This is a genomic window from Marinobacter caseinilyticus (genome assembly GCF_011074955.1).
GTDB lineage: Bacteria > Pseudomonadota > Gammaproteobacteria > Pseudomonadales > Oleiphilaceae > Marinobacter > Marinobacter caseinilyticus.
Genome location: NZ_WUQJ01000017.1, coordinates 70,446 through 95,324, shown reverse-complemented (window position 1 = coordinate 95,324; position 24,879 = coordinate 70,446). Strand labels below are relative to the sequence as shown.

Sequence of the window (24,879 nt, the reverse complement as noted above, 5' to 3'; positions counted from 1 at the left end):
GGTCTGTAGAATGCGCATCTCGCTTGAGGGACAGGGCCAGCGGGCCGGCCTCAGGGGATGTTTAACCGCTTGAATTGATTGATGTTTAAGAGATTCAAATTAGCGGTTGACAAGGTCGGGAAACGCTGTAGAATGCGCACCTCGATTGGGCAAACGCCCCGCTCTTTAAAAAGTTGATCAAGTAATTCGTGTGGGCGCTGGCTGAGGTATTTCGGCAAGAAATATCAAGACAGCGACTCGTCGAACATTGAGTTTTGTCTTGAGCAAGAATCGCGATCTTCGGATTGCAGTATGATTTAAACTGAAGAGTTTGATCATGGCTCAGATTGAACGCTGGCGGCAGGCTTAACACATGCAAGTCGAGCGGAAACGATGGGAGCTTGCTCCCAGGCGTCGAGCGGCGGACGGGTGAGTAATGCATAGGAAACTGCCCAGTAGTGGGGGATAGCCCGGGGAAACCCGGATTAATACCGCGTACGCCCTTCGGGGGAAAGCAGGGGATCTTCGGACCTTGCGCTATTGGATGTGCCTATGTCGGATTAGCTAGTTGGTGGGGTAAAGGCCTACCAAGGCGACGATCCGTAGCTGGTCTGAGAGGATGATCAGCCACATCGGGACTGAGACACGGCCCGAACTCCTACGGGAGGCAGCAGTGGGGAATATTGGACAATGGGGGCAACCCTGATCCAGCCATGCCGCGTGTGTGAAGAAGGCTTTCGGGTTGTAAAGCACTTTCAGTGAGGAGGAAAAGTTAGTCTTTAATACGGGCTAGCCCTGACGTTACTCACAGAAGAAGCACCGGCTAACTCCGTGCCAGCAGCCGCGGTAATACGGAGGGTGCAAGCGTTAATCGGAATTACTGGGCGTAAAGCGCGCGTAGGTGGTTTGATAAGCGAGATGTGAAAGCCCCGGGCTTAACCTGGGAACGGCATTTCGAACTGTCAGGCTAGAGTGTGGTAGAGGGTAGTGGAATTTCCTGTGTAGCGGTGAAATGCGTAGATATAGGAAGGAACACCAGTGGCGAAGGCGGCTACCTGGACCAACACTGACACTGAGGTGCGAAAGCGTGGGGAGCAAACAGGATTAGATACCCTGGTAGTCCACGCTGTAAACGATGTCTACTAGCCGTTGGAGATCTTGAATCTTTAGTGGCGCAGCTAACGCACTAAGTAGACCGCCTGGGGAGTACGGCCGCAAGGTTAAAACTCAAATGAATTGACGGGGGCCCGCACAAGCGGTGGAGCATGTGGTTTAATTCGACGCAACGCGAAGAACCTTACCTGGCCTTGACATGCTGAGAACTTTCCAGAGATGGATTGGTGCCTTCGGGAACTCAGACACAGGTGCTGCATGGCCGTCGTCAGCTCGTGTCGTGAGATGTTGGGTTAAGTCCCGTAACGAGCGCAACCCCTATCCTTAGTTGCCAGCACGTAATGGTGGGAACTCTAGGGAGACTGCCGGTGACAAACCGGAGGAAGGTGGGGATGACGTCAGGTCATCATGGCCCTTACGGCCAGGGCTACACACGTGCTACAATGGTGCGCACAGAGGGCTGCAAACCCGCGAGGGGGAGCCAATCTCACAAAACGCATCGTAGTCCGGATCGCAGTCTGCAACTCGACTGCGTGAAGTCGGAATCGCTAGTAATCGTGAATCAGAATGTCACGGTGAATACGTTCCCGGGCCTTGTACACACCGCCCGTCACACCATGGGAGTGGATTGCACCAGAAGTGGTTAGTCTAACCTTCGGGAGGACGATCACCACGGTGTGGTTCATGACTGGGGTGAAGTCGTAACAAGGTAGCCGTAGGGGAACCTGCGGCTGGATCACCTCCTTAAACGAAGCCGAATATTTCGGTCAGAGCCCACACGAATTACTTGATCAGCGGAAAAGAGAGCAAAGGGTCTTTCAGGCCCGACTTGGCTTGTCTTGCGCAAGCAAAACCGGGTCTGTAGCTCAGGTGGTTAGAGCGCACCCCTGATAAGGGTGAGGTCGGTGGTTCAAGTCCACCCAGACCCACCAAAATCGTCCAGCTCGGCGTTATCGAATGACTTGCATAGCAGGCTATGCGGCACCATCCGATGTCTTGATCTGAACGATTTCCGGGTTCGATTCTGGTTGACAGACGAACGCGGATGCGCCGAACAGGGTTTGTTAATCTAGGCGCAGTGAGAGTGAGAGAAGGCGTGATCCTCGAGGGATCATGACGGAAGCGAACGAACGCTGCAACGACGAGTAACAGGCACTGTGCAAGCAGACGGGGCTATAGCTCAGCTGGGAGAGCGCCTGCCTTGCACGCAGGAGGTCAGCGGTTCGATCCCGCTTAGCTCCACCAAAACGCCTGAAACACCCAAGCGAATACCTGAACACGTTCCCCCTGGGAAGTGTCAGTGTACAGAAACAAGATTTTCAGTAGTGTGACAGAGTGAATTGTTACCGCTGAAGGCCTTCTTTCTGATCACTGGTCAGACATGCTCTTTAACAATGTGGACAAGATTGAAACATCCGAGAGGATTCATTTCATTATCTCCGAAATGGATTCATCTCAATTGATAACGATCAAGCGTTATCCGGTGTTGTCGTTGAAGTGTTGTGTATAACACCTGCGACTGATCTTGAATTTGCTGCGCCTTCGGGTAGGTGGATGAGAGAACAGTTGTCTTGGGGTTATATAGTCAAGCAACTAAGCGCATACGGTGGATGCCTTGGCAGTCAGAGGCGATGAAAGACGTTGAAGCCTGCGATAAGGCTCGGGGAGCTGGCAAACAAGCTATGATCCGGGCATCTCTGAATGGGGAAACCCACCCGACTTCGGTCGGGTACCTTGCACTGAATACATAGGTGTAAGGGGCGAACCGGGGGAACTGAAACATCTAAGTACCCCGAGGAAAAGAAATCAACCGAGATTCCCTAAGTAGCGGCGAGCGAACGGGGACTAGCCCTTAAGCTGGACAACTGGTAGGAGAAGGCTCTGGAAAGTGCCGCCATAGTGGGTGATAGCCCCGTATCCGAAACCTGAGTCTAGTGAAATCGAGTAGGACGGGACACGTGATATCCTGTCTGAACATGGGGGGACCATCCTCCAAGGCTAAATACTCCTGACTGACCGATAGTGAACCAGTACCGTGAGGGAAAGGCGAAAAGAACCCCTGTGAGGGGAGTGAAATAGATCCTGAAACCGTATGCGTACAAGCAGTCGGAGCAGACTTGTTCTGTGACGGCGTACCTTTTGTATAATGGGTCAGCGACTTATGTTCAGTGGCGAGGTTAACCGTATAGGGGAGCCGTAGGGAAACCGAGTCTGAATAGGGCGATTTAGTCGCTGGACATAGACCCGAAACCGAGCGATCTATCCATGAGCAGGTTGAAGGTGCAGTAACATGCACTGGAGGACCGAACCCACTGTCGTTGAAAAGCCAGGGGATGACTTGTGGATCGGAGTGAAAGGCTAATCAAGCTCGGAGATAGCTGGTTCTCCCCGAAAGCTATTTAGGTAGCGCCTCGGACGAATACCACTGGGGGTAGAGCACTGTTTCGGCTAGGGGGTCATCCCGACTTACCAACCCGATGCAAACTCCGAATACCAGTGAGTACTATCCGGGAGACACACGGCGGGTGCTAACGTCCGTCGTGAAGAGGGAAACAACCCAGACCGCCAGCTAAGGTCCCCAAATTCCAGTTAAGTGGGAAACGATGTGGGAAGGCTCAGACAGCTAGGAGGTTGGCTTAGAAGCAGCCATCCTTTAAAGAAAGCGTAATAGCTCACTAGTCGAGTCGGCCTGCGCGGAAGATGTAACGGGGCTCAAACTGGATACCGAAGCTGCGGCTGTGCACGTAAGTGTACGGGGTAGGGGAGCGTTCTGTAAGCCTGCGAAGGTGTGTTGAGAAGCATGCTGGAGGTATCAGAAGTGCGAATGCTGACATGAGTAACGACAATGGGAGTGAAAAACTCCCACGCCGGAAGACCAAGGTTTCCTGCGCAACGCTAATCGGCGCAGGGTGAGTCGGCCCCTAAGGCGAGACCGAAAGGTGTAGTCGATGGGAAACGGGTTAATATTCCCGTACCTCGCGTGACTGCGATGGAGAGACGGAGAAGGCTAGGTAAGCCGGGCGACGGTTGTCCCGGTTTAAGTGTGTAGGCAGAGGACTTAGGCAAATCCGGGTCCTTAATGTCGAGACACGATGACGACTGCTCTTTTAGAGCGGGAAGTTATTGATGCCATGCTTCCAGGAAAATCTTCTAAGCTTCAGGTCACGAGAGACCGTACCCCAAACCGACACAGGTGGTCAGGTAGAGAATACCAAGGCGCTTGAGAGAACTCGGGTAAAGGAACTAGGCAAAATGGTGCCGTAACTTCGGGAGAAGGCACGCCGGTATTACGTGAAACCCCTGCGGGTGGAGCGGACGCCGGTCGAAGATACCAGGCCCCTGCGACTGTTTATTAAAAACACAGCACTGTGCAAACACGAAAGTGGACGTATACGGTGTGACGCCTGCCCGGTGCCGGAAGGTTAATTGATGGGGTTAGCGCTTGCGCGAAGCTCTTGATCGAAGCCCCGGTAAACGGCGGCCGTAACTATAACGGTCCTAAGGTAGCGAAATTCCTTGTCGGGTAAGTTCCGACCTGCACGAATGGCGTAACGATGGGGGCGCTGTCTCTACCCGAGACTCAGTGAAATTGAAATCGCCGTGAAGATGCGGTGTATCCGCGGCTAGACGGAAAGACCCCGTGAACCTTTACTATAGCTTCACAGTGAACTTTGAGCATGTTTGTGTAGGATAGCTGGGAGGCTTTGAAGCGGTGACGCCAGTCATCGTGGAGCCAACCTTGAAATACCAGCCTGACATGTTTGAGGTTCTAACTTCGTCCCCTTATCGGGGATAAGGACACTGTGTGGTGGGTAGTTTGACTGGGGCGGTCTCCTCCTAAAGCGTAACGGAGGAGCACAAAGGTGGGCTAAGCACGGTCGGACATCGTGCGGTTAGTGTAATGGCACAAGCCCGCTTGACTGCGAGACAGACACGTCGAGCAGGTACGAAAGTAGGTCATAGTGATCCGGTGGTTCTGTATGGAAGGGCCATCGCTCAACGGATAAAAGGTACTCCGGGGATAACAGGCTGATACCGCCCAAGAGTTCACATCGACGGCGGTGTTTGGCACCTCGATGTCGGCTCATCACATCCTGGGGCTGAAGCCGGTCCCAAGGGTATGGCTGTTCGCCATTTAAAGTGGTACGCGAGCTGGGTTTAGAACGTCGTGAGACAGTTCGGTCCCTATCTGCCGTGGACGTTGGAGATTTGAGGAAAGCTGCTCCTAGTACGAGAGGACCGGAGTGGACGAACCTCTGGTGTTCGGGTTGTCACGCCAGTGGCATTGCCCGGTAGCTATGTTCGGATAGGATAACCGCTGAAAGCATCTAAGCGGGAAGCCCCTTCCAAGATGAGATCTCCCTGGACCCTTGAGGTCCCTGAAGAGCCGTTCAAGACCAGGACGTTGATAGGTCGGGTGTGTAAGCGCTGCGAGGCGTTGAGCTAACCGATACTAATTGCTCGTGCGGCTTGACTATATAACACCCAAGACAATTGCGGATACCGCAACGGTCGTTATCAAGAATTCAATCTTGTCCCAACCAGTGATCAAACGTTTTGTCTGACGACTATAGCGATTTGGAACCACCTGATCCCATACCGAACTCAGCAGTGAAACAGATCAGCGCCGATGGTAGTGTGGCATTGCCCATGTGAGAGTAGGTCATCGTCAGACTCTTAATACCCAAAACCCCAGCAGCTTACCCTGCTGGGGTTTTTTTATGGCCCGCCAAAAGGCCGACGCGGGGCGGATACCGAACGCGTGCTTTTACTGGTCTATGAGCTCAACCATGCTGCCCAGCAACTCCTGCATGACCTGTAATTCGTCCTTAATGCCCTCGATCACACCGGTGAGACCAGTCACTTGAACACTCAGGACAATCGCCAGCGCAGTGAAGCCAATCAGTGTCGTTGCCCAAAGCCATTTCATTCGGCGTTGATTACTGTCCAGTCGTTCCTGATGCAATACCTCCATTTTTGCCAGAGACTGCTTGAGTTGGCGCAGGTCGTCATAAGATTCTTCAAAGGCTATTTCCAATGTCGACAAGCGGCCCGTGAAACGACGGGTATGCGATCGTTCAATGTCATTTTGCGGGAGGCTGTCTTCCGGTTCCTGGGTATACTCAGCCGTGCTGGCCTGGCCCGCCAGAATGGCTTCCAGTATGTTTTGCAGTTGGTCACGGTCAACTTGCTTACCAATGACGCCGGCGGCTCCGCGGGTTTTGGCTTCGGTTAGATAACGTTCGGCGTTTTGAGAGGTGTACATAAAAACCGGGATGTCACGGGTTTCTGCCTGGCTTTTGAGTTTATCAAGGGCCTGGAAGCCATTCATGCCGGGGAGCAAGTGATCGAGGAAAATAATATCAAAATGCTCGTGCTGCAGCCGGTCAAAGGCCTCTTCTGCGGAAGCAACGCTTTTTGTTGTAATTCTGGCGCGTTCAAGCAAACGTGCAAGCATGATTCGTGCTGTGGATGAGTCATCAACAATGAGCGCGTGGCCGCGAGGCATAGTGTTCTCCCTTATATACCGGCACCCTCGATTCGGCACTACTCATCACACGAACCACACTCATGAGGGTTTCAATACGTTAATCCGGCGTCAACGCGGGATCAACAGTGTGTGTCTGTTGTCTGTGTAGCGGGTGGTTGGAGAAGCATCATGGTATCCAGATTTCAAACACGCCACCCCCCAACGTTCCCCGGTTGTGCAATTTGATGAATCCTTGCCGAGCGCCATTACGATGAAGCTTTGCAACCGACGACGCAAAAAATAGCCCCAAGCTGGTACTGCCGGTTTTAAAATCGAGTGATTTAAACCCTACTGAACCAGAGATCTGCATGTGTTCGGGGTAACCACTGCCGTCATCTTCAACCCCAAAAACAAGGTATCCATCCCGCTGATGAGCGGTTAAAAGAATTTTTCCTTTGGTATAGCGGATGGCGTTGTTGAGCGTGTTATTGAGTACGCCGGTTAATAAATCATCGTCAAAGTAACCGCTGATATCATCGGATTCGATGTCGTATTTAATGTTATACCCATCAAGCAGTGGTTGGTGGCGAGCCAAATGTTCAGATAGAAAATCCGGGACAAAATGTTCTTCAATGTGGGCAGAGAGCGTTCTTTCGCCCAATCGGTAGATTCCAAGAAGCTGAACCAGATCGCTGTGAACACGCTCGGTCTCATACTGCAGGGTATTGAAACGGGAAGAGCCGGACAGTGTGCTGGCCTGTTCCTGACGTAATTCATCCAGTGAGTGGAGCAGCATGCCCAGAGAGTTTTTCATGTCATGCACGGCGGAGGCGATCACCATTGAAAAATCGATGTTATTCTCTGGGTCCGGCTGTCGTCTGGAATTCTTATGGCTCTCGGTCATACCAGAGTCTCCAGCTTGGATCGCAAGGCGGTATAGCGCCGATACTGCCGATGCTGTTCAGGAATGTGTTCCAAGGCTGACAGACAGCGTTGGCACTGGCGGATGAAGTCTGGATTTTGGGAGCCTTCGGACAGTTGCTTGATACGTACCTGAACCAGGTTAAGGTTCAGGGCAGCATGCGAGGGGACAATCTCAAGCGCTGCCTCGAAGGTTTCTGCCGCTTTGTCCAATTCACCGTCCTCAAAGGCTTTTATTCCTGACCGGGTCAGCGAGCGCGCCTTGAGCTTCTGCTTGAACCCCACAGGCTCATCCAACAGGTTTTCAATTTGTTGAATAATCTCTGGATTGGACTCAAAACGCTGCGCCAGCTTGCCCAGTAATTGTTCGGCGTCCTTATGGCGATCAAGTCGAAACAATGTCTTGGCTAATTCCAGACCCATACTGGCATCCATAGTGCCGTGATCCAGATCTTGAGTCACCATGTCCAGACACTTTGTCGCTTCGTCCCCTCTTTTTTGGCCTGCATGCACCCGCGATTGAATGAGCAGGCTTTTCACTCGAAGGTCCGAGCGCTCACTAAAGCGTTTTTCCATTTTTGCCAGTATCTTAAGGGCCTCTTCAGCTTTCGCCTGCCCCGTCTCCTCGAGATTTTCATCGCTGAGTTCGGATAGCGCGCGGCCAAGGGCAAGGTAGTGGTCGGCATCATCATGGATTGAGTGCGCGCCCAATCCGACAGTTCTGCGCCAAGCCTCTGCTGCGGCTTCGATGTCCTGATTGGAGGTTGCCATATGGGCAAGGCTTTTCTGGCGCAATAAGGCATTAGGGGACAGCTCCACCGCTTTTTCCAGAACTCGCTGTGCTTTGCTGAGTTGACCCTTGTGTGCGAGTGTTTCAGCTAACGCGTCGTAGGCTTCCATAAAATCTGGATGATTCTGGATCAGGGATTTCAGCGCCAGTTCGGCCTGATCGTAGGACTGTTCGGCCAATAATACCTTGCTTCTGCCAAGCTGAGCCCAAGACAAGTCTCGTTGCTCAAGTACCTCGTCATACAGTTTACGAGCGTGGCTGTAGTCACCCATTTGGTAGTAGAGATCGGCCAGGGTTTTCATCAGCCAGGATCTGTAACGAGGAAACTTCGGTATCGCCTGGATACACAAGGAGATGGCTTCGGGTAAATTCTCTAAATCGATCTCACGATTGATAGGTAGCAGGACGCTCCGTTGGGCGATCAGTCCTCCTAGCCTTTTTTCCAGCATGGCGCGGTTAATGGGCTTGGTAAGATAGGCGTCGGGTTGGTATTCCCTTGCGCCCATCACCATTTCTTTTGAGGTTTCGGCCGTCACCATCAGAAACAGGGAGGAGCGCTTTAAGAGTTTGCGGTGTCGCAGTTCTTCCAGGATGTGTTGGCCGTTTTTGCCTTCTCCCAGATTGAAGTCGCATAACACCACATCAAAGTGACCATAGGTGCACTGCTGAATGGCCGCTGAACCATTTGAAGCCGCTTCGACTGTACTGGCGCCAAAGCCGTGGAGCATTTGGCGCATGGAGGCTCGGAAATTTTCAAAATCATCGATGATCAAGTAACGCAGTTTGTAAAAATCCGCATCATTTTTACTTGTCGCTGGTGCCGTCATGATGATCGTTGCTTCAACAGTTTGTTGACAAGGGCTCGCAGTGCGGCTGGTTTGACTGGCTTGTAAAGAATCTGGTAGCCACGTTCGACGGCATCTTCACGAACTTCGGGTCCCATATAGCCAGTAATCAAAATACCGGGCAACCCCGGATCGAATGAACGTCTTATGGCATCCATCGCATCCAGTCCATTTTTACCATCATCGAGTTGGTAATCGGTCAGCATGATATCCGGCGGCGATCCATTCAGTTGAGTTACCGCATGGTCCAGACTCTCCGCAGACGTGACGCTACAGTGCCAATTGCCGAGCAGGGCGGCCATGCCCTCCAGAATGTTGGCGTCATTATCAATGCACAAGACGTTGAGCCCACTCAATGTGGACAGCCCCCGTGAGCTCCGGACCAACTTCGGCGTTGCTTCTTCCGCGGGAATCGCAGCAGTCATTGGCACAGTGATACTGAACACACTTCCGCGGCCCTGGATGGATTCGACATTGACTGGGTGGCTAAGCATACCGCTGATACGGTCGACGATGGCTAACCCCAGACCCAGGCCTTTATTGTCACGGCCATGTTGAAGACGCCGAAATTCTTCGAATATCCGCGCCAACTGATCCTCTGGTATTCCCGGACCGGTGTCCCAGACTTCGATGCGCAAGTAGCCATTCAGCCGTCGGCAGCCCAGGAGTATTCGCCCCTTTGGAGTATAGCGTATGGCATTGGAAAGGAAGTTCTGCACGACACGACGTAGGAGTTTCGCATCGGATCTCACCCACGCGCTGCATGGTACCAAGTCGAGCACCAGCTCTTGATCCGCAGCGATCGCCGAGAATTCAGTCGACAAATGGCTGAGCATATCAGTGACCGGGAAGCTACTGATTTCCGGCTCCAGCGCACCTGCATCGAGTTTGGATATATCCAATAGAGTGCTGATTATCTCTTCGGCCGCACCGAGCGAGCTATCGATGTGCTGTACCAGCTCACGGACCTCGCCGGATTGAGCTTTACCGGAGAGCGCGGAGGTAAACAGACGAGCGGCGTTCAAGGGTTGCAGTAAATCATGGCTTGCAGACGCCAGAAAACGGGTCTTACTGTGATTGGCCTGCTCTGCGACGGACTTGGCTTTCAGCATCTGCTCATTGATGACCTGCAATTCCTGGGTACGCTCCTTTACGCGTTGCTCCAGGTAAATATTGGTTTCCTTGAGGGCTTGCTCGGTCCGACGCATTGAGGTGACGTCCTGAAAGGTCGTGACATAACCGCCTCCTGGAATCGGACTGCCTTCCACTTTTAGCACCGTGCCATCGGGCCTATGACGCTCATAGGACATGGGGATGCCATCGCGCATACTGCCGCAGCGCTCGTTGATAATGTCGTCGACCTTCCGGGAGGGCAAGTTGGCGGTGGTCAAGCTGTAACGCATCAGATCTTCCACGGCGCGGCCGGCTCTTACAAACCCCCTCGGGTAAGAGAATAACTCAAGATATCGTCGGTTCCAGACCACCAATTGCTGCTGATGATTAACGACAGACACTCCGAGACTGACGTTTTCAATGGCCGATTGCAGTAGCTCACGACTGAAGGTCATCGCTTGGGAGGCCTCGTCAACGATGCTGACGACATCCTCAATCTGCATGTCTCTCCCGGTCAGGGTGGATTCAAGTACCACCCGTGCCGTTGATGCACCAATGACCGATGCGAGCTGTCGCTCGATGTATTTCATCAGATGTGAGGAGGCTGGGCGTTGAGGCGAGAGCCGAATGGCGTTGCGGCGTTCATAGTTTCGAAACAGCGCAACAGATCGCTCTTCCCCCATGAAACGATCAGCCAGGGCCTGCAGGTCGGATGTGAGGACCTCACCTTCCCAGGCTTGTTGTTGTGGCGTCTCGGCACGGGGCTGGGAGTCGTGGAAGAACGACGCAATCTGGATTTTTTCCCGAACCCGCTGCCGTGTGAGTAGCGACAGGCCAACGTAGAGCAGTGTGTTGAGGCCCAAGCTCCAGACGATACCATGGCTCACTTTGTCCAGTTCCAGACCAAACAGGGCAGTTGGTCGGGTCCAGCTCAGCCCCCACAGCCCCTTTTCTATCAATGAGTCTGTTAGCCAGCCAGTGGACGCCAGGGCTGGGATTAGCAGTGTGTAGCACCAGAGCGCGAAGCCAAAACCGAGCCCCCATACTGCGCCGGTATGGTTGCCGCGGCGCCAAACAATGCCGCCAATAAGGGCAGGGCCAAACTGGGCTACCGCAGCAAATGACAGTAAGCCAAAGGCCGTCAGGCTGTAATCAGCGCCGGCCAGGCGATAAAACCCGTAAGCGGTCAAAAGCACACCAAAAATTGCCACTCGTCGAATCGTCAGCAGTAAAAAGCTGAGATCGCCTCGACGGTTCATTCTCGGCCGGAAGAACTTCAACAGCGCCGGCATGATAATTTCATTGCTGACCATGGTGGCAATGGCAACCGAGCAAACAATGACCATAGCAGCGGCAGCCGAGCCGCCACCCAGAAACGCAAGAATTGCCAGCCAGTGCTCGCCGGCTATGATCGGCAGGCTCAGAATCAAGGTGTCCGGATTGTCCAGATTGGCGCCCGGCATCATCAGGCCGGCGCCGGCGATGGGTATAACAAACGCGCTGGCCACGACGAGATAGGCCGGCATAGCCCACCGAGCGGTTTCAAAATCGCGGTGGTCGGTATTTTCGACCACCATGACGTGAAACTGGCGAGGTAGACAAATAATCGCCAGCATGGCGACCAGTGTTTGAGTAATAAACGCCGGTGCTTCAATGGTGTCGGTTGTTAACACACCCAACAGTCCTGCTGTACTGATGTTATCAAACAGGTCGCCAAAGCCGCTGTAGAGGCCGAAGCCGACAAACAGTCCCACTGCCACAAAGGCAACCAGTTTGATCACTGACTCAAACGCGACAGCCTGAATCATGCCTCGATGGTGTTCAGTCGACTCTAGATGGCGGGTACCGAATAAAATGGTAAAAATCGCGAGGACTATGGTGATGTACCAGGCGGAGTCATTCCACGCAGCCTGGCCAAGCTCATTGGCGGAACCCTGAGTACCCGACAACACACTGAAACCCATGGCGATAGCTTTCAGTTGCAATGCAATATAGGGAACGCTGCCGACTAAGGCGATTACCGCGATCATTGCGGCCAAGGATTGTGATTTACCGTAACGTGAAGCAATAAAATCAGCAATGGACGTGCTATTGCTTCGCTTACTGATATAGATAATGCGCCGGAGCAAGGGGGCAAAAAAGACAAACACCAGAAACGGGCCGAGATAGATTGGCAGGAACCCCAGTCCTTCTTGGGTTGCGCGTCCTACGGCGCCATAGAATGTCCACGAGGTGAAATATACCGCCAGCGACAAGGCGTAGATTTGAGTGCGAGGAAAGCGCTTGCGATAGAGTGTGGGGTGCTTGTCGCCCGCCCAGGCAATGGCGAACAGGACGGAAATGTAGGCAATGGAAATCAGTACTAGCAGCCATACGCTAAGCATAAAAAGGCTTTCTCACGAGCGGGAAAAGATCACCGGGGTTAGTGTGGGAGCGGACCGGCATTCGACTCAGTGTAGCGGTTACAGGACGATTTGGGGAATCCCTGGAGCGGTTAAACCCCGCTTCAGAGATTGTCCGTATACCCTATGCGCTACCGGGTCGGCTGACAGGCTGATGTCAGCAACGAATTCGTCATGGGTAATTGATGGAGGCTGGACGTCATAGGCTCGCCCTCATCCGATAGCGGCACCAATTCCCTAGAGTCGCAGTTTAACAGGTAAATACTATCCGCCACGCGCCCACCGTAGCTGTGCTTGAACCGATAGAGGTAAAAGCGCACCACGTCTTGGCCCGGCAGGTCTCGTTGAATACTGTTGGTGTCCAACACAGTAAAACCGGTAATCTGTGGCGCAATATAGCTCCACGGTCGCCAGAATACCTGCTCGACTTCGGTGCTGACGACAACGGTTCCTTCAGGCAGCATCGACTCCATGTGATCAAACCACGAGTACTCGATGTACACCTGGTAACCCATCATACCCAGCCCCGCGAATACCGGGATAAGCCACTTTGGTGCCTTGTGTTTCGTAAGGGACCGGATGGCCAATGCGAAACCGGCGGCGCCAAGGCCGGCAAATACGGTCGCAACCAAATTCCAGAACATATTGTTTCCTTAAAAAAACGGGCTTCCTCATTGGAGGAAGCCCGTTTGGGATCAACCTTTGCAGATACTGCCCTGCATTAGGTTACATTATTACTCAGTGGTCCGTTGCCTGACCAGCGCCGCGAGGGTAGCGCACGCTTTCAACCAACTCCTGGATTTCGATTGGTGGCTCCTCGGTGGCAGCAGACACTCCGAATGCGACCGCGAAATTGATCATCGCACCGATCGCGCCGAACGACAGCGGAGAAATACCAAGGAACCAGTTGTCCGGTGTGTTGGCCAGATTATTGGTGTCCGGGATGAAGAACCAGCCCAGGAACACGAAAATGTAAACAAGTGTTGAAATCAGGCCAGCTGCCATACCGGCGACCGCACCCTTGTTGTTTACGCGTTTGGAGAAAATCCCCATCATCAGGGCCGGGAACAGGGACGCCGCTGCAATACCGAATGCCAGAGCGACAACCTGTGCGGCGAAGCCCGGCGGGTTCGCCCCCAGGTAGGTCGCGACAACAATGGCCACCGACATGGTGATCCGGGCAGCCCGTAACTCTCCTTTTTCAGAGATATTCGGGTTGATCGCACCCTTGATCAGGTCGTGACTTACCGATGATGATATTGCGAGCAATAGACCCGCCGCAGTCGACAATGCAGCGGCGAGGCCGCCCGCCGCAATCAGACCGATTACCCAACCTGGCAGGTTGGCGATTTCAGGGTTTGCCAGCACCAGTATGTCTCGGTTGACGTCAAGCTCGTTGCCTTTCCAGCCACGAGCCTGGGCGGTTGGCGCAAAGCTTTCGGAATCATTGTAGAGCTGGATGCGACCGTCTTCGTTTTTGTCTTCGTACTTGATCAGGCCAGTCACTTCCCAGTTCTTGACCCAGTCTGGACGCTCAGAATACTCAATCGGCTGGCTGGTTGGCCCGTCCGGATAAATCGTATTCACAAGGTTCAGGCGTGCCATGGACGCTACCGCAGGTGCTGTCAGGTACAGCAGCGCGATGAACACCAGAGCCCAACCTGCCGACCAGCGAGCGTCAGCGACTTTCGGTACGGTGAAAAAGCGAATGATGACGTGGGGCAGGCCCGCGGTACCAATCATCAGGGTCAATGTGAACAGAACCATGTTCAGTTTGTTGTCGACATCTGCGGTGTAGTCCTGGAAACCGAGCGCGGTAATCACTTCGTCAAGCTTCGACAGCAACGGCAGGCCAGATTCTGTGTGGGTAGAAAACAAGCCCATAGCTGGAATGGCGGTATCGGTCAATTGCAAGGAGATGAAGACGGCCGGGATGGTGTAGGCAATGATCAGTACAATGTACTGCGCCACCTGGGTATAGGTGATGCCTTTCATGCCACCCATTACGGCGTAACAGAACACAACAACTGCAGCGATAATGAGACCGGTTGTGCTATCCACCTCAAGGAAGCGGGAGAACGCAACACCCGCACCGGCCATTTGGCCGATAACGTAGGTGACGGAAGCCACGATCAGGCAGGCAACTGCGACAAACCGGGCGTTCTTGCTGTAGAACCGGTCACCGATGAACTCGGGAACAGTGAACTTGCCGAATTTTCGCAGGTAAGGCGCCAGTAGCATGGCAAGTAGCACATATCCACCGGTCCAACCCATTAGGAAGGTTGAGTTGGCGTAACCGCCAGCGGCAATCAGGCCCGCCATTGAGATAAACGAAGCGGCAGACATCCAGTCCGCGCCAATCGCCATACCGTTGGTAACCGGGTGAACACCACCCCCGGCGACGTAGAAATCCTTTGTAGTACCGGCCTTAGCCCAGATCGCGATGCCGATGTAGATCGCAAAGGACGCGCCGACAAACAAGACGTTAATTGCAAATTGACTCATACGCTTTACTCCTCATCCAGGCCGAATTTTTTATCAAGTTGGTTCATTCTCCACGCATAGAAAAAGACCAAACCGATAAAAGCGAGGATGGATCCTTGTTGGGCGAACCAGAACCCGAGGTCAGTTCCCCCTATATGGATACCCGCCAACATGGGCCTGAACAAGATAGCGCAGCCATACGACACGAAAGCCCAGACCACTAGACAGCCTGAGATCAGTCGAAGGTTTGCCTTCCAGTAATCAATTGCATTTTGAGATTTGTCTGACATCACAGCACTCCTGTTTTGTTGTTTTAATCAGGACATTTCAGAGGGTTGTTTGTGACAGCTAAGCCTTTATTTTCTCGTATTCCCCCGACCTGTTACCTCATTAGACTTTACTCAGTAGGGGGGTTATAGATATTGGCAAAAAGTCTAATTTTCCGGGTGTTAGTGTGATCTTCCGTCCTATTTTCATCATTGGCGGCTCATGGCCTTGAGACGTCTGAAGTATCGCAGTTTATCGTTCAGTTCGCTGAGAGTGGTAATGCCGTTTTTGGTTGCCTGATTCAGGGCGATAAGTGTGAGCTCTGCCGTGACTAGGGCATCGGCCGCGGCATGGTGACGCTCACTGACTTCAAGGCCGAAATGGTCAACCCAATTGTCCAGCCGTCCCCGCCCAACATCGGCATCAGGAAACAGCGCGGGCAGCAGTTCCGCCACATCCAGCCAGGTATGTGGCTGGCTGTATCCTAGGGTTTGTTTTAATGACTTTTCGAGAAATTTTTGGTCAAAGGCGGAATGGAAGGCCAGTATCGGGTCGCCGTTCATCCATTCCAGCAAATACAGTAAGGCGTCTTCGGTTTCGTGACCGCGCGTCAATGCTTCTGAACCAATACCGTGAATAAGGACCGTCTCCCGAATATCCAGCTCCGGGCGTCGCAGGATCAGGTCGAATTGGTCTTTTAAAGGGATCTGAAGACCATCAACGGCAACGGCGCCGATTGCGATAACCTGATCTTTGGAGGGCGAGAGGCCTGTGGTTTCCAGATCCAGAACGATCAGGCGAATGTCCGCCAATGGCTGCCCGGCGGGCAGTTTGGGTGCGGGCAGGCGCTCTAGGTTGTGGTGGTTTTCTACGGTTGCAAACCGTTGGCCCAGCCAGTTTTTCAGAGTTTGCAGCATAGAAACAATCCGGCGTCAGAGTAAGTAATTGGTTTCCAGCTTCTGCTGCAGTCTTTGGGCCTGGCGGAAGGACTCCCTGAGAATGCGGCGGTCCAGTGGGTTAAGGTCATCCGGATTAATGCGATTGCTGAGCGGTTGATTCTTCCCCAGCATCTGCTGGTGAGCGCGCATACGTATTGCCTGGATCAAGCTGTAAGCTTCCTTCCATGCGTTGGCATCCTTTCGATCAAAGAAGCCGATGCTGGCCAGCCGCTCTATCCGCTCCAGGGTATTTGGCTCGCCAATACCGTTAGCCAGGGCAAACACCCTGGCCGCTTCAACGAAAGGCGCTAGCCCCTGTTTTTTCAGGTCCAGGGTGTGTTTCTCACCTTCCGGGGCGTAGCGAAATCCACGAAACATATTTAATGGGGGGCGACGAGTGACCGCGTTACCCGCAAGCATTTTTTGAAACAAGGCGTTCGATTGGATGCGACTGACTATTTTGCCGAGCAGTTTCGTTAATGACTCAGTAGGGCCGAAGACTGCTCGCATATCGAGAAATATGCAGGAATAGATCAAATTTTGCGGCGTCGATGCATCAATAAAACGCACAAACCAGTCGTCCCACTCCTCGACACTAAGGCATAGCTTTGGGTTGCTGGCCATTATATTGCCTTTGCAGAGCGTGAAGCCGCACTCGGCCAATTCCCTGGTTACGACTTCGGCAAAGGGCAACAGGCGCTTGCGCACGTCTTCTGCGGTCATGCCATCAGGGGTCTCGAATAGGATGCCATTATCCTGATCTGTCAGCAGCGTTTGCTCTTGCCGGCCCTCGCTTCCGAAAGTAAGCCAGGTAAAGGGCACGCCGGGGTCCTGTTTTTGAATATTAAGCTCCAGCACCCGGCGGACAGTGACATCGTTCAAGGTGGTAATGATCTTGACCACCTGGCCGGAGTCAGCGCCGTGGGCGAGCATATTGTCGACCAAGCGGGAAACCTGGGCGCGCAGACTCACCAGAGTTCGCAAATGCTTCGCCGTACCGATGGTTCGGGCAAGGTGGACTAAATCAACTCGCTGCAACGAGAACAGGTCACGTTCGGACACCACACCAATCAGTCGATGGTCAGTATCCACTACGCAGAGATGGGCAAAATGATGTTCCGCCATCAGCAGGGCAGCGTCAAACGCATGATCGGTTGCGCTCAGGCAGCAAGGGTCGGGGGTCATGACCTGGCGTACAGGAGCATCCAATGCGGCCAGATCTTCAGCCACCATGGTTCTGAGATCTCTGAGGGTAAAAATACCGATAGGGTGTCGGTTCTGATCGGTTATGACCATGCTGCCGACACCGTTTTCGTGCATTCGGGCCACTACCTTGCGCACTGGCAGGTCAGGCGAACAAACGATCGGGTTGCGCTGCGCATAACGCTCCAGAGGTGTGTCGAGGGACGTGTTCGGGCTCATTGAGGCCATTGCACTGGTCTGTATGTGCTGATTGACCTGATCCAGAAGACTGCTGACTCCCCGCAAGCAGAAATCACGAAAAGTTTCGCTTTGCGAAAACAGAATCACAAAGCTGTCATAATTCAGGCTCAGGCAGAAGGTGTCGCCACTGGCGCGGTGCAGAGTGCGTGTTGGCCTCTCGCCAATCAGGGCGGCCAGCGGGAAGCACTCACCCTGACTGATCTCGAAGGTTGTTTCGGGTTGGCCGCCGGACGGGTTGATGCGCTCGCCCCGAATACGACCTTGTTTGACGACATTGAACGTTTTAACCGGGCCATCTTCGGGTGACAATACCGTGTCACCATCACCGAAATAGCGTAGCGACGCGTGCTCCGCAAACAGGGCCAGATCACCATCATCCATATTGCTAAACGGCGCATGCTCGCGAAGGAAGGCCATGGTGGCTCGAATATTTTGGGGTCGCACTTCCATTGAGGTCTTTTCCATAATGCCGCCAAGTCTGAACGATAAAGGCAGTGTAGTCTGCGAGTGACCCTAGGGTCGGTTTTCTTTATGGGCCGTACAACCAATGGTACAGTTTCTTAAAATACTATGTTTATCAGATACCGTTATGACCACAAAAGATGAACGGCTCGATTTTCTGCAGGAAATGCAGGATGTTCGGCGCATTCGGCGGCCGAATCGGGCTGATATAAAAGCGCCCAGAGAACTGACACCAGGCCACCTGGAGCGTCAGCGGTCAGCGATGGACAATCCGCACCGGGATCTGAACCCGCTGACGTCCGACAGCGTTGATCCACTCACCGGCCACGACATTCTGAGCTGGCAACGACCAGGCGTTCAGCACGGTGTGTTTCGCAAATTACGGCTCGGACAATACCCGATTGAGGCGCGTCTGGATTTGCATCGCCTGACCGTAGAGGAGGCGCGACGCGAGGTCTACAGTTTTGTCCAGGATTGTGTGCGGTATGGCGTGCGGTCGGTGCTGGTACTTCACGGCAAAGGCGAGCGAAATCCCGACGGCATTGCGCAGCTTAAAAGCTACCTGGCGAAATGGTTGCCAGAGCTCAATGATGTTTTAGCCTTCCACTCGGCCCAGCGCCATCATGGCGGCACCGGAGCGGTGTACGTCATGGTTCGAAAAAGCGACCTGCAGAAACAGCGCAATCGCGAAGTGCATGGTGGTGACTAGTCTGAAGCAACTGTAATACCACGTTTTACCCATCTGTAGTCCAATGAGGCGGGAATTCGCCCATTAGGGACTTTTAGGAGATAAAGTATGAAGAAAATATTGTTGGTCGCTCTGGTTGGTCTGGCCCTGGCGGGATGTAAGGATCGGGTTATCTGGGAAGACAATGGTGCCATCAAGGCCTCTACGGAGGATCGTAAAGTCTGGGATCGCGAAGGACAGATGGAAAATGGTGAACGAAAGATCTGGAATGACTCGAAAGACGAACCTGTCATCAAGTAGTTTGTTGATGCCCTAAACTCCCGCAGCGGTTCGGTGATGTTTGCCCGCCCCGTCATAACCGGACCCACACCCAGAGAGTATTGCAATGCCCCTCACGCTCACAGTTAATGGCCAAAAACGGACCTTTGATATTGAAGATGACACGCCATTGCTGTGGGTCATTCGGGATGAACTGGGCCTCAAAGGCACGAAGTTTGGCTGTGGCGCCGGGCTATGCGGAGCTTGCACAGTGCATTTGAACGGGGCTCCGGTCCGTTCCTGCTCAACACCGATAAGGCTGGTTGCGGACCAGTCCATCACCACCATTGAAGGGTTAGCGCCAAACGGTACCTTACACGCATTGCAGCAAGCCTGGATCGATCACAATGTGCCTCAATGCGGCTACTGCCAATCCGGCCAGTTAATGACGGCGTCGCATCTGTTGGCCACCAATGCATCGCCTACGGAGGCTGACATAGTGGCGGCCATGAGCGGCAACATTTGCCGCTGCGGTACCTACTCGAAAATCATCGCGGCGGTCCAGTCCGTTGCCGGCCAGAAGGAGGAGGCGTGACATGGAGATGAATCGACGCGACTTCCTGAAAACCTCGATAACGGGTTCCGGGGGCTTGCTGTTGGCGCTGTCGTTGCCCGGTTGCGCCAGTGTCGAAACGGGGTATAACGCTGACCAGCAGAGCTGGGTGCCTAATGCCTGGTTGGAACTGACCGCGGATGACGACATCTTCTTTACCCTGGCTCGCGTAGAAATGGGACAGGGGACCTACACCGGCCTAACCACCCTGATTGCGGAAGAGCTGGATGTGCCCCCCAATCGGATTCAACCCCGCTTTGCACCGGCAGCGCCTGAGTACCGCAACCCGCTTTACAAGCTTCAGCTCACCGGCGGCAGCACCAGTTTGTCGACCAGTTGGGAACCGTTGCGTGTGGCGGGGGCCTCTGCCCACCGGATGTTGGTGTCTGCGGCTGCGAAAGTATGGAAAGTAGAGTCGTCCCAATGCCGTACACGGGAAGGCCGGGTTCTGCATCCCAATGGGCAGGACTCATTGGCATACGGACAACTGGTTGCGCTGGCCGCGGTGGAGCCTGTGCCCAGTGCTCCAACACTGAAAACACCGGATCAGTGGCAGTACATCGGGCAACCCATGCAGCGCCTGGATGCGCACGCCAAAGTGACCGGTACCGCCGAGTATGGCATTGATGTGGAACTCCCCGGCATGGTCTATGCCGTGGTCACGCGTCCACCCAGAGTTGGCGGCCGTGTAAAGTCCTTTGACGCCAACGGTGTGCGCACCATGCCCGGGGTCATTGAGGTCTTTGAAATCGATCGCGGCGTTGCCATTGTTGCGGATAAATACTGGCGCGCTCGAAAAGCCCAGCAGGCTCTCACTGTGGTCTGGGATGATTCGGATGCCCTGACACTGTCCAGCGCAGATGTCATGACCCACTACCGAACGGCGGCCGACGCAGACGGGGGTGAATCCGAACGCAGTCAGGGTGATATGGCGATGGCGCTGGCGACAGCCGATGACGTGTTGAACGTCAGTTATGAGCAGCCTTTTCTGGCCCATGCCACCCTGGAACCAATGAACGCGACGGCGCATTACACGGACGGTCACATTGATGTTTGGGCGCCTACTCAAGCGCCAGACCTGGGGTGCATCGCCGCCGCCCGGGCAACCGACCTGTCTCCGGATGAGGTGACGGTTCATACCACCTTTATCGGCGGCGGGTTTGGCCGCCGGCTCACCCAGGACTATATCGGTGAGGTCGCGGCGGTGGCCTACCGGGTGAAACGGCCGGTCAAACTGCTCTGGTCACGGGAAGAAGATACCCGGCATGACTGGTACCGCCCGGCGATGCTGCATCGCCTTCAGGCCAGTTTAAAGGACGGCGATATGACCGGCTGGCAGCATCAGATTGTGGGCCCGCAAATTCTCGATTGGTACGTGCGTGACGCGGCGCCGGCCCAGTATCCCTGGGCCCCGAAGTTTCTCTACAACACGCTGGGCAGCGTGGGCCTGATGGCAGAAGGTATTGCGACGCCGAAAGACATGTCCGCTATCGAGGGCGCGGTGGACTACCCATACGGCGTCGACAACCTGTCCATTCGGCACACCCATACCGATGCGGGTATTCCGGTCACGTGGTGGCGCTCGGTGGGGCATTCCCATAATGGTTTCGCGGTGGAAACCTTTATGGATGAGATTGCCCATAAGCTCGGCCAGGATCCTCTGGCGTTTCGCCGACAACGGCTGGAGCGGGAGCCCAGGCATCTTGCGGTGCTGGAGCGCGCCGCCGAGCTGGGTGATTGGGGCCGGCCCCTGCCCGCGGGAAGAGCCCGCGGGATTGCGTTGCATCGCAGCTTTGGAACCTATGTGGCACAAGTGGTGGAGGCTAGCATCAGAGCCGGCGAGATCCATGTACACCGAGTGGCCTGTGCGGTGGATTGTGGGCAAGTGGTAAACCCTGAAATTGTGCGGGACCAGATGGAAAGCGGCATCCTGTTCGGGCTTACGGCAGCCTTGTATGGCCAGATCACCTTTGAGAACGGGGCCGTCCAGGAAAGTAATTTTCACGATTACCGTCTTTTGCGAGTGAATGCCAAGCCTGAAATGGTGGTCGAGATTATCGACAGTGCGGCGCCCCCCAGTGGTGTCGGGGAGCCTGGTTTACCACCGGTGATTCCAGCGCTTGGCAATGCCCTGTTTGCGCTGACCGGCGAGCGTCAGCGCCAGTTGCCATTGAGAGCCTGATTGAATTGTGAATAGTCCCAATCAGGCGGTACTCAGGGATATTGAACAATGGCTGGTCGCGGGCGACCGGGTGTGGCTCTGCACCATTCTGGCGACCTGGGGGGCGTCGCCTCGCCCAGCCGGTTCCTGGTTGGCGGTCAACCATCGCGGAGAATGGTCCGGCTCCGTGTCCGGTGGCTGTCTGGAAGAAGACCTGATTACCCGCTTGCCCTTGTCGACACTCGAGCGGCCGTACGTGTGTGACTATGGTGTGACCGATCGTGACCAGTCACAATTTCAGTTGCCGTGTGGTGGCCATATCCGGTTGCTGGTTGAAACACTGACACCAGCGGGCGGGCTCGCTCACATTCGGGCTTTGAAACAAGCATTGCTGGCGCGCCAGCCGATGAGCCGGCGTGTCAATCGTGCCACGGGCGCTTTGGCGATCAGTGACGAACACGCATCGGCCCAGCCCATTCAACTTGACGCGTCGTGGTTTCAGCACCATCTGGCGCCGCAGTGTCGAGTGCTGTTGGTCGGCGCCGGCGAGGTTGCCCGATATGTCGCTGAGTTTGCCACGGCGGCAGGTTTTGAGACGACGCTATGTGAGCCTCGGGAGGTGTTCGCCAACGGCTGGGAGAACCTCTGTGCACCGCTGCGGCGGGCGCTGCCTGACGATCTGGTACGCGCAGATTTCAGTGACCGGTGTTCCGCCGTGCTTGCGCTGGCCCACGACCCCAGAGTGGACGACATGGCGTTGATGGCCGCGTTGGCGTCAGACTGCTTTTACGTTGGTGCGATGGGCTCGCAGCGTACCTCCGACGCACGCTATCAACGATTGCTGTCACTTGGGTTATCCGAGCAGCAGGTGGCACGCCTGGTGGCCCCGGTGGGTCTGGATATCCCCAGCAAGACACCGCCTGAAATTGCGATCGCGGTGGTGGCCGACCTGATTCGTGCCCGTTATCGTTTGCTGGCGCCTGCGCCCGACTTATAATGTGTACTCACAGACTTTCCACACCCAGCACCTTGATTCAGGGGATGTATTTTGTTTGATGTCACCCGATACGCCAAAGAGGCCGAATCCATCATCGCTGCCGGTCAGTTCCTCTACCAGCGGGGCTGGTCGCCGGCGACCAGCAGCAACTATTCCGCCCGCATCGATGCCCGACATATTGCGATTACTGTCTCAGGGCGGCACAAGGGCCAATTGGGCGCCGGCGACATCATGGTGGTGGACCTTGAGGGCAACCCGGTGCAAAGTCGTTGCAAATCCTCAGCCGAAACCCGGTTGCACACGGTGCTGTACGACGTGTTCCCAGAGGTGGGTGCGGTGCTGCACACGCATTCGGTGAAAGCCACCGTTTTGAGCCGGTTAGTGCCAAAGGGCGAGTTGCTGAGCTTTCGGGACTACGAACTGCAAAAAGCGTTTGCGGGTGTCGATAGCCATGACTCGGTCGTGACTGTTCCGGTGTTTGAGAACACCCAGCAGATTGATGAGTTGGCGGAACGCACCAAAGCGTGGTTCCTGGAGCGGCCGGAGCAACCCGGATACTTGATCCGCGGTCATGGTCTTTATACCTGGGGCCGCACCATGGCAGACTGTTTGAGGCACGTGGAGGCCTTTGAATTTCTATTTGAATGTGAACTCGAAACCATGAGGGTCCGTGGATGACAACTTTAAGCATTTATAATCAGAACGCCCCCGAGAGCCCTCGCCAGGTCACGAACCAGCCGGGTGATATCCAGCGCTTACTGGCGGAGCAGGGCGTGCGATATGAGCAATGGCCGACCCGCGATTTGCCTGCAGATGCCTCTCAGGAGGAAGTGCTGTCGGCTTATCAGGAGGAAGTGCAGGCCCTGAAGGCCGAGTGTGGGTTTCAAGCGGCGGATGTGATCAGCCTCCGTGCCGATAACCCCCAAAAAGAAGCGTTTCGGCAAAAGTTTCTCGATGAGCATACCCACAGTGAGGACGAGGTTCGGTTTTTTGTCCGAGGGCAAGGCTTGTTTTACCTGCACTTTGGTGACTCTGTGTACGCCATCCTGTGTCAGAAAAACGACCTTATCAGCGTGCCCAATGGCACCCGGCACTGGTTTGATATGGGGCCAGAACCCGAATTCACCTGCATCCGCCTGTTCACCAACCCGGATGGTTGGGTGGCGGAATTCACCGGTGAGGACATTGCCAGCCGGTTGCCACGTTATGAAGCCCTGGCCGCCGGAGCCGCTTGATGATTCGAGTGATTCTCACCGACATCGAGGGAACCACCAGCTCCATTTCCTTCGTTCATGAAGTCTTGTTTCCCTACGCGGCGGAACACATGGCTGACTTTGTCCGTACGGAAGCAAGCAACCCGAAGGTCAGTGAGCAGTTGGCCATGGTCGCTGACCAGTCAGGCGTTGCCGCCGATGACTTTGACGGGCTGATTGACGTCTTGCAGGCGTGGATTCGCGAGGACCGGAAAGCGACACCGCTCAAAGCCTTGCAGGGGATGCTCTGGGAACAGGGCTACCAGCAGGGTGCCTTTCGGGGGCATGTGTACCCCGATGCCGCGGACGCTTTGCGGCATTGGCACGACCGGGGGTTGCGCCTGTATGTTTATTCCTCCGGCTCGGTGAAAGCTCAGAAGCTGATTTTTGGTTTCAGTGACTGTGGTGACTTAACACCGTATTTCAGTGGTTATTTTGATACCCGCATGGGACCCAAAAAAGAGTCAGTCTCCTATTGTAATATTCTGAATGAGCTGGGTGTCGAACCCTCGACGGTGCTGTTTTTATCCGATGTGGAGGCTGAGCTTGACGCCGCCGAGGCTGCGGGGATGCAAACCGCGTGGCTGGTTCGGAATGCAGCCCCGACGGGGTCAAAGCGACCGGTGATGCGTAACTTTCAGGATGTCGATGCCTTATTGAAACAACGTTAAGCTACGATCCA

General features: G+C 54.6%; 17 protein-coding genes, 2 tRNA genes and 3 rRNA genes. 13 read left to right on the top strand and 9 right to left on the bottom strand.

Translation table 11 applies throughout. The features are described 5' to 3' along the window. Window positions 1-298 precede the first annotated feature (298 nt). The 5 genes from GRX64_RS06750 to rrf all read left to right on the top strand — a co-directional run bounded on the left by GRX64_RS06750 (window position 299) and on the right by rrf (window position 5,767). Window positions 299-1,839 (top strand): 16S ribosomal RNA (locus tag GRX64_RS06750). A 108-nt stretch (window positions 1,840-1,947) separates the two neighbouring features. Next, window positions 1,948-2,024 (top strand) — tRNA-Ile (locus GRX64_RS06745). Window positions 2,025-2,261: 237 nt separating this feature from the next. After that, window positions 2,262-2,337 (top strand) — tRNA-Ala (locus GRX64_RS06740). 338 nt (window positions 2,338-2,675) lie between these two features. After that, window positions 2,676-5,570, top strand: a 23S ribosomal RNA gene (locus GRX64_RS06735). 82 nt (window positions 5,571-5,652) lie between these two features. Beyond that, a 5S ribosomal RNA gene (rrf, locus tag GRX64_RS06730) occupies window positions 5,653-5,767 on the top strand. Together the 16S, 23S and 5S rRNA genes with 2 tRNA genes alongside form the textbook arrangement of a ribosomal RNA operon. A gap of 93 nt (window positions 5,768-5,860) precedes the next feature. Here the strand turns inward: rrf and GRX64_RS06725 are convergent. From GRX64_RS06725 to GRX64_RS06685, 9 genes are all read right to left on the bottom strand, one after another. Then, the gene (locus tag GRX64_RS06725; protein ID WP_166265039.1) at window positions 5,861-6,601 is read right to left on the bottom strand and encodes a response regulator; all 741 of its coding nucleotides are present in this window, start codon (window positions 6,599-6,601) and stop codon (window positions 5,861-5,863) included. A 148-nt stretch (window positions 6,602-6,749) separates the two neighbouring features. Continuing rightward, a complete protein-coding gene (locus tag GRX64_RS06720) occupies window positions 6,750-7,466 on the bottom strand; it encodes a sensor histidine kinase (RefSeq protein ID WP_166265036.1) in 717 nt (238 codons plus the stop codon). After that, window positions 7,463-9,100 carry a tetratricopeptide repeat protein gene (locus GRX64_RS06715; RefSeq protein WP_166265034.1) on the bottom strand — a complete coding sequence of 546 codons (1,638 nt, stop codon included), beginning with the start codon at window positions 9,098-9,100 and terminating at the stop codon, window positions 7,463-7,465. The genes GRX64_RS06720 and GRX64_RS06715 overlap by 4 nt, the downstream gene beginning before the upstream one ends. Continuing rightward, on the bottom strand, window positions 9,097-12,615 hold the full coding sequence (locus GRX64_RS06710) for a hybrid sensor histidine kinase/response regulator (RefSeq protein ID WP_166265031.1): 3,519 nt from the start codon (window positions 12,613-12,615) through the stop codon (window positions 9,097-9,099). The genes GRX64_RS06715 and GRX64_RS06710 overlap by 4 nt, the downstream gene beginning before the upstream one ends. A gap of 149 nt (window positions 12,616-12,764) precedes the next feature. Further along, window positions 12,765-13,277 carry a hypothetical protein gene (locus tag GRX64_RS06705; RefSeq protein WP_166265028.1) on the bottom strand — a complete coding sequence of 171 codons (513 nt, stop codon included), beginning with the start codon at window positions 13,275-13,277 and terminating at the stop codon, window positions 12,765-12,767. A gap of 94 nt (window positions 13,278-13,371) precedes the next feature. Further along, window positions 13,372-15,138: a sodium:solute symporter family protein gene (locus tag GRX64_RS06700; protein WP_166265025.1), complete on the bottom strand. Its 1,767-nt coding sequence runs from the start codon at window positions 15,136-15,138 to the stop codon at window positions 13,372-13,374. A gap of 5 nt (window positions 15,139-15,143) precedes the next feature. After that, a complete protein-coding gene (locus tag GRX64_RS06695) occupies window positions 15,144-15,407 on the bottom strand; it encodes a DUF4212 domain-containing protein (RefSeq protein ID WP_166265022.1) in 264 nt (87 codons plus the stop codon). A gap of 186 nt (window positions 15,408-15,593) precedes the next feature. Continuing rightward, window positions 15,594-16,301, bottom strand: a complete 708-nt coding sequence (locus GRX64_RS06690; protein ID WP_166265019.1) for a 3'-5' exonuclease — start codon at window positions 16,299-16,301, stop codon at window positions 15,594-15,596. Window positions 16,302-16,316: 15 nt separating this feature from the next. Beyond that, window positions 16,317-18,230, bottom strand: coding sequence for a putative nucleotidyltransferase substrate binding domain-containing protein (locus tag GRX64_RS06685; protein ID WP_166265016.1), 1,914 nt, complete (start codon window positions 18,228-18,230; stop codon window positions 16,317-16,319). Between the two features lie 124 nt (window positions 18,231-18,354). On the opposite strand from GRX64_RS06685, the gene smrA reads away from it, so the two are divergent. From smrA to mtnC, 8 genes are all read left to right on the top strand, one after another. Next, window positions 18,355-18,936, top strand: coding sequence for a DNA endonuclease SmrA (smrA, locus tag GRX64_RS06680; RefSeq protein WP_166265014.1), 582 nt, complete (start codon window positions 18,355-18,357; stop codon window positions 18,934-18,936). A gap of 87 nt (window positions 18,937-19,023) precedes the next feature. Then, window positions 19,024-19,215, top strand: coding sequence for a hypothetical protein (locus GRX64_RS06675; RefSeq protein ID WP_166265011.1), 192 nt, complete (start codon window positions 19,024-19,026; stop codon window positions 19,213-19,215). An 85-nt stretch (window positions 19,216-19,300) separates the two neighbouring features. Beyond that, window positions 19,301-19,768 (top strand): (2Fe-2S)-binding protein, encoded by a 468-nt coding sequence (locus tag GRX64_RS06670; RefSeq protein ID WP_166265008.1) that lies wholly within the window; start codon window positions 19,301-19,303, stop codon window positions 19,766-19,768. A gap of 1 nt (window position 19,769) precedes the next feature. Next, window positions 19,770-21,968: a xanthine dehydrogenase family protein molybdopterin-binding subunit gene (locus GRX64_RS06665; protein WP_166265005.1), complete on the top strand. Its 2,199-nt coding sequence runs from the start codon at window positions 19,770-19,772 to the stop codon at window positions 21,966-21,968. Between the two features lie 7 nt (window positions 21,969-21,975). Next, window positions 21,976-22,944 carry an XdhC family protein gene (locus GRX64_RS06660; protein ID WP_235937549.1) on the top strand — a complete coding sequence of 323 codons (969 nt, stop codon included), beginning with the start codon at window positions 21,976-21,978 and terminating at the stop codon, window positions 22,942-22,944. A gap of 51 nt (window positions 22,945-22,995) precedes the next feature. Further along, window positions 22,996-23,622 (top strand): methylthioribulose 1-phosphate dehydratase, encoded by a 627-nt coding sequence (locus tag GRX64_RS06655; RefSeq protein WP_166265002.1) that lies wholly within the window; start codon window positions 22,996-22,998, stop codon window positions 23,620-23,622. After that, window positions 23,619-24,179 carry a 1,2-dihydroxy-3-keto-5-methylthiopentene dioxygenase gene (locus GRX64_RS06650; RefSeq protein WP_166264999.1) on the top strand — a complete coding sequence of 187 codons (561 nt, stop codon included), beginning with the start codon at window positions 23,619-23,621 and terminating at the stop codon, window positions 24,177-24,179. The genes GRX64_RS06655 and GRX64_RS06650 overlap by 4 nt, the downstream gene beginning before the upstream one ends. Next, window positions 24,179-24,868 (top strand): acireductone synthase, encoded by a 690-nt coding sequence (mtnC, locus tag GRX64_RS06645; RefSeq protein ID WP_166264996.1) that lies wholly within the window; start codon window positions 24,179-24,181, stop codon window positions 24,866-24,868. Before GRX64_RS06650 ends, mtnC begins: the two co-directional genes overlap by 1 nt. Window positions 24,869-24,879: the final 11 nt, after the last annotated feature.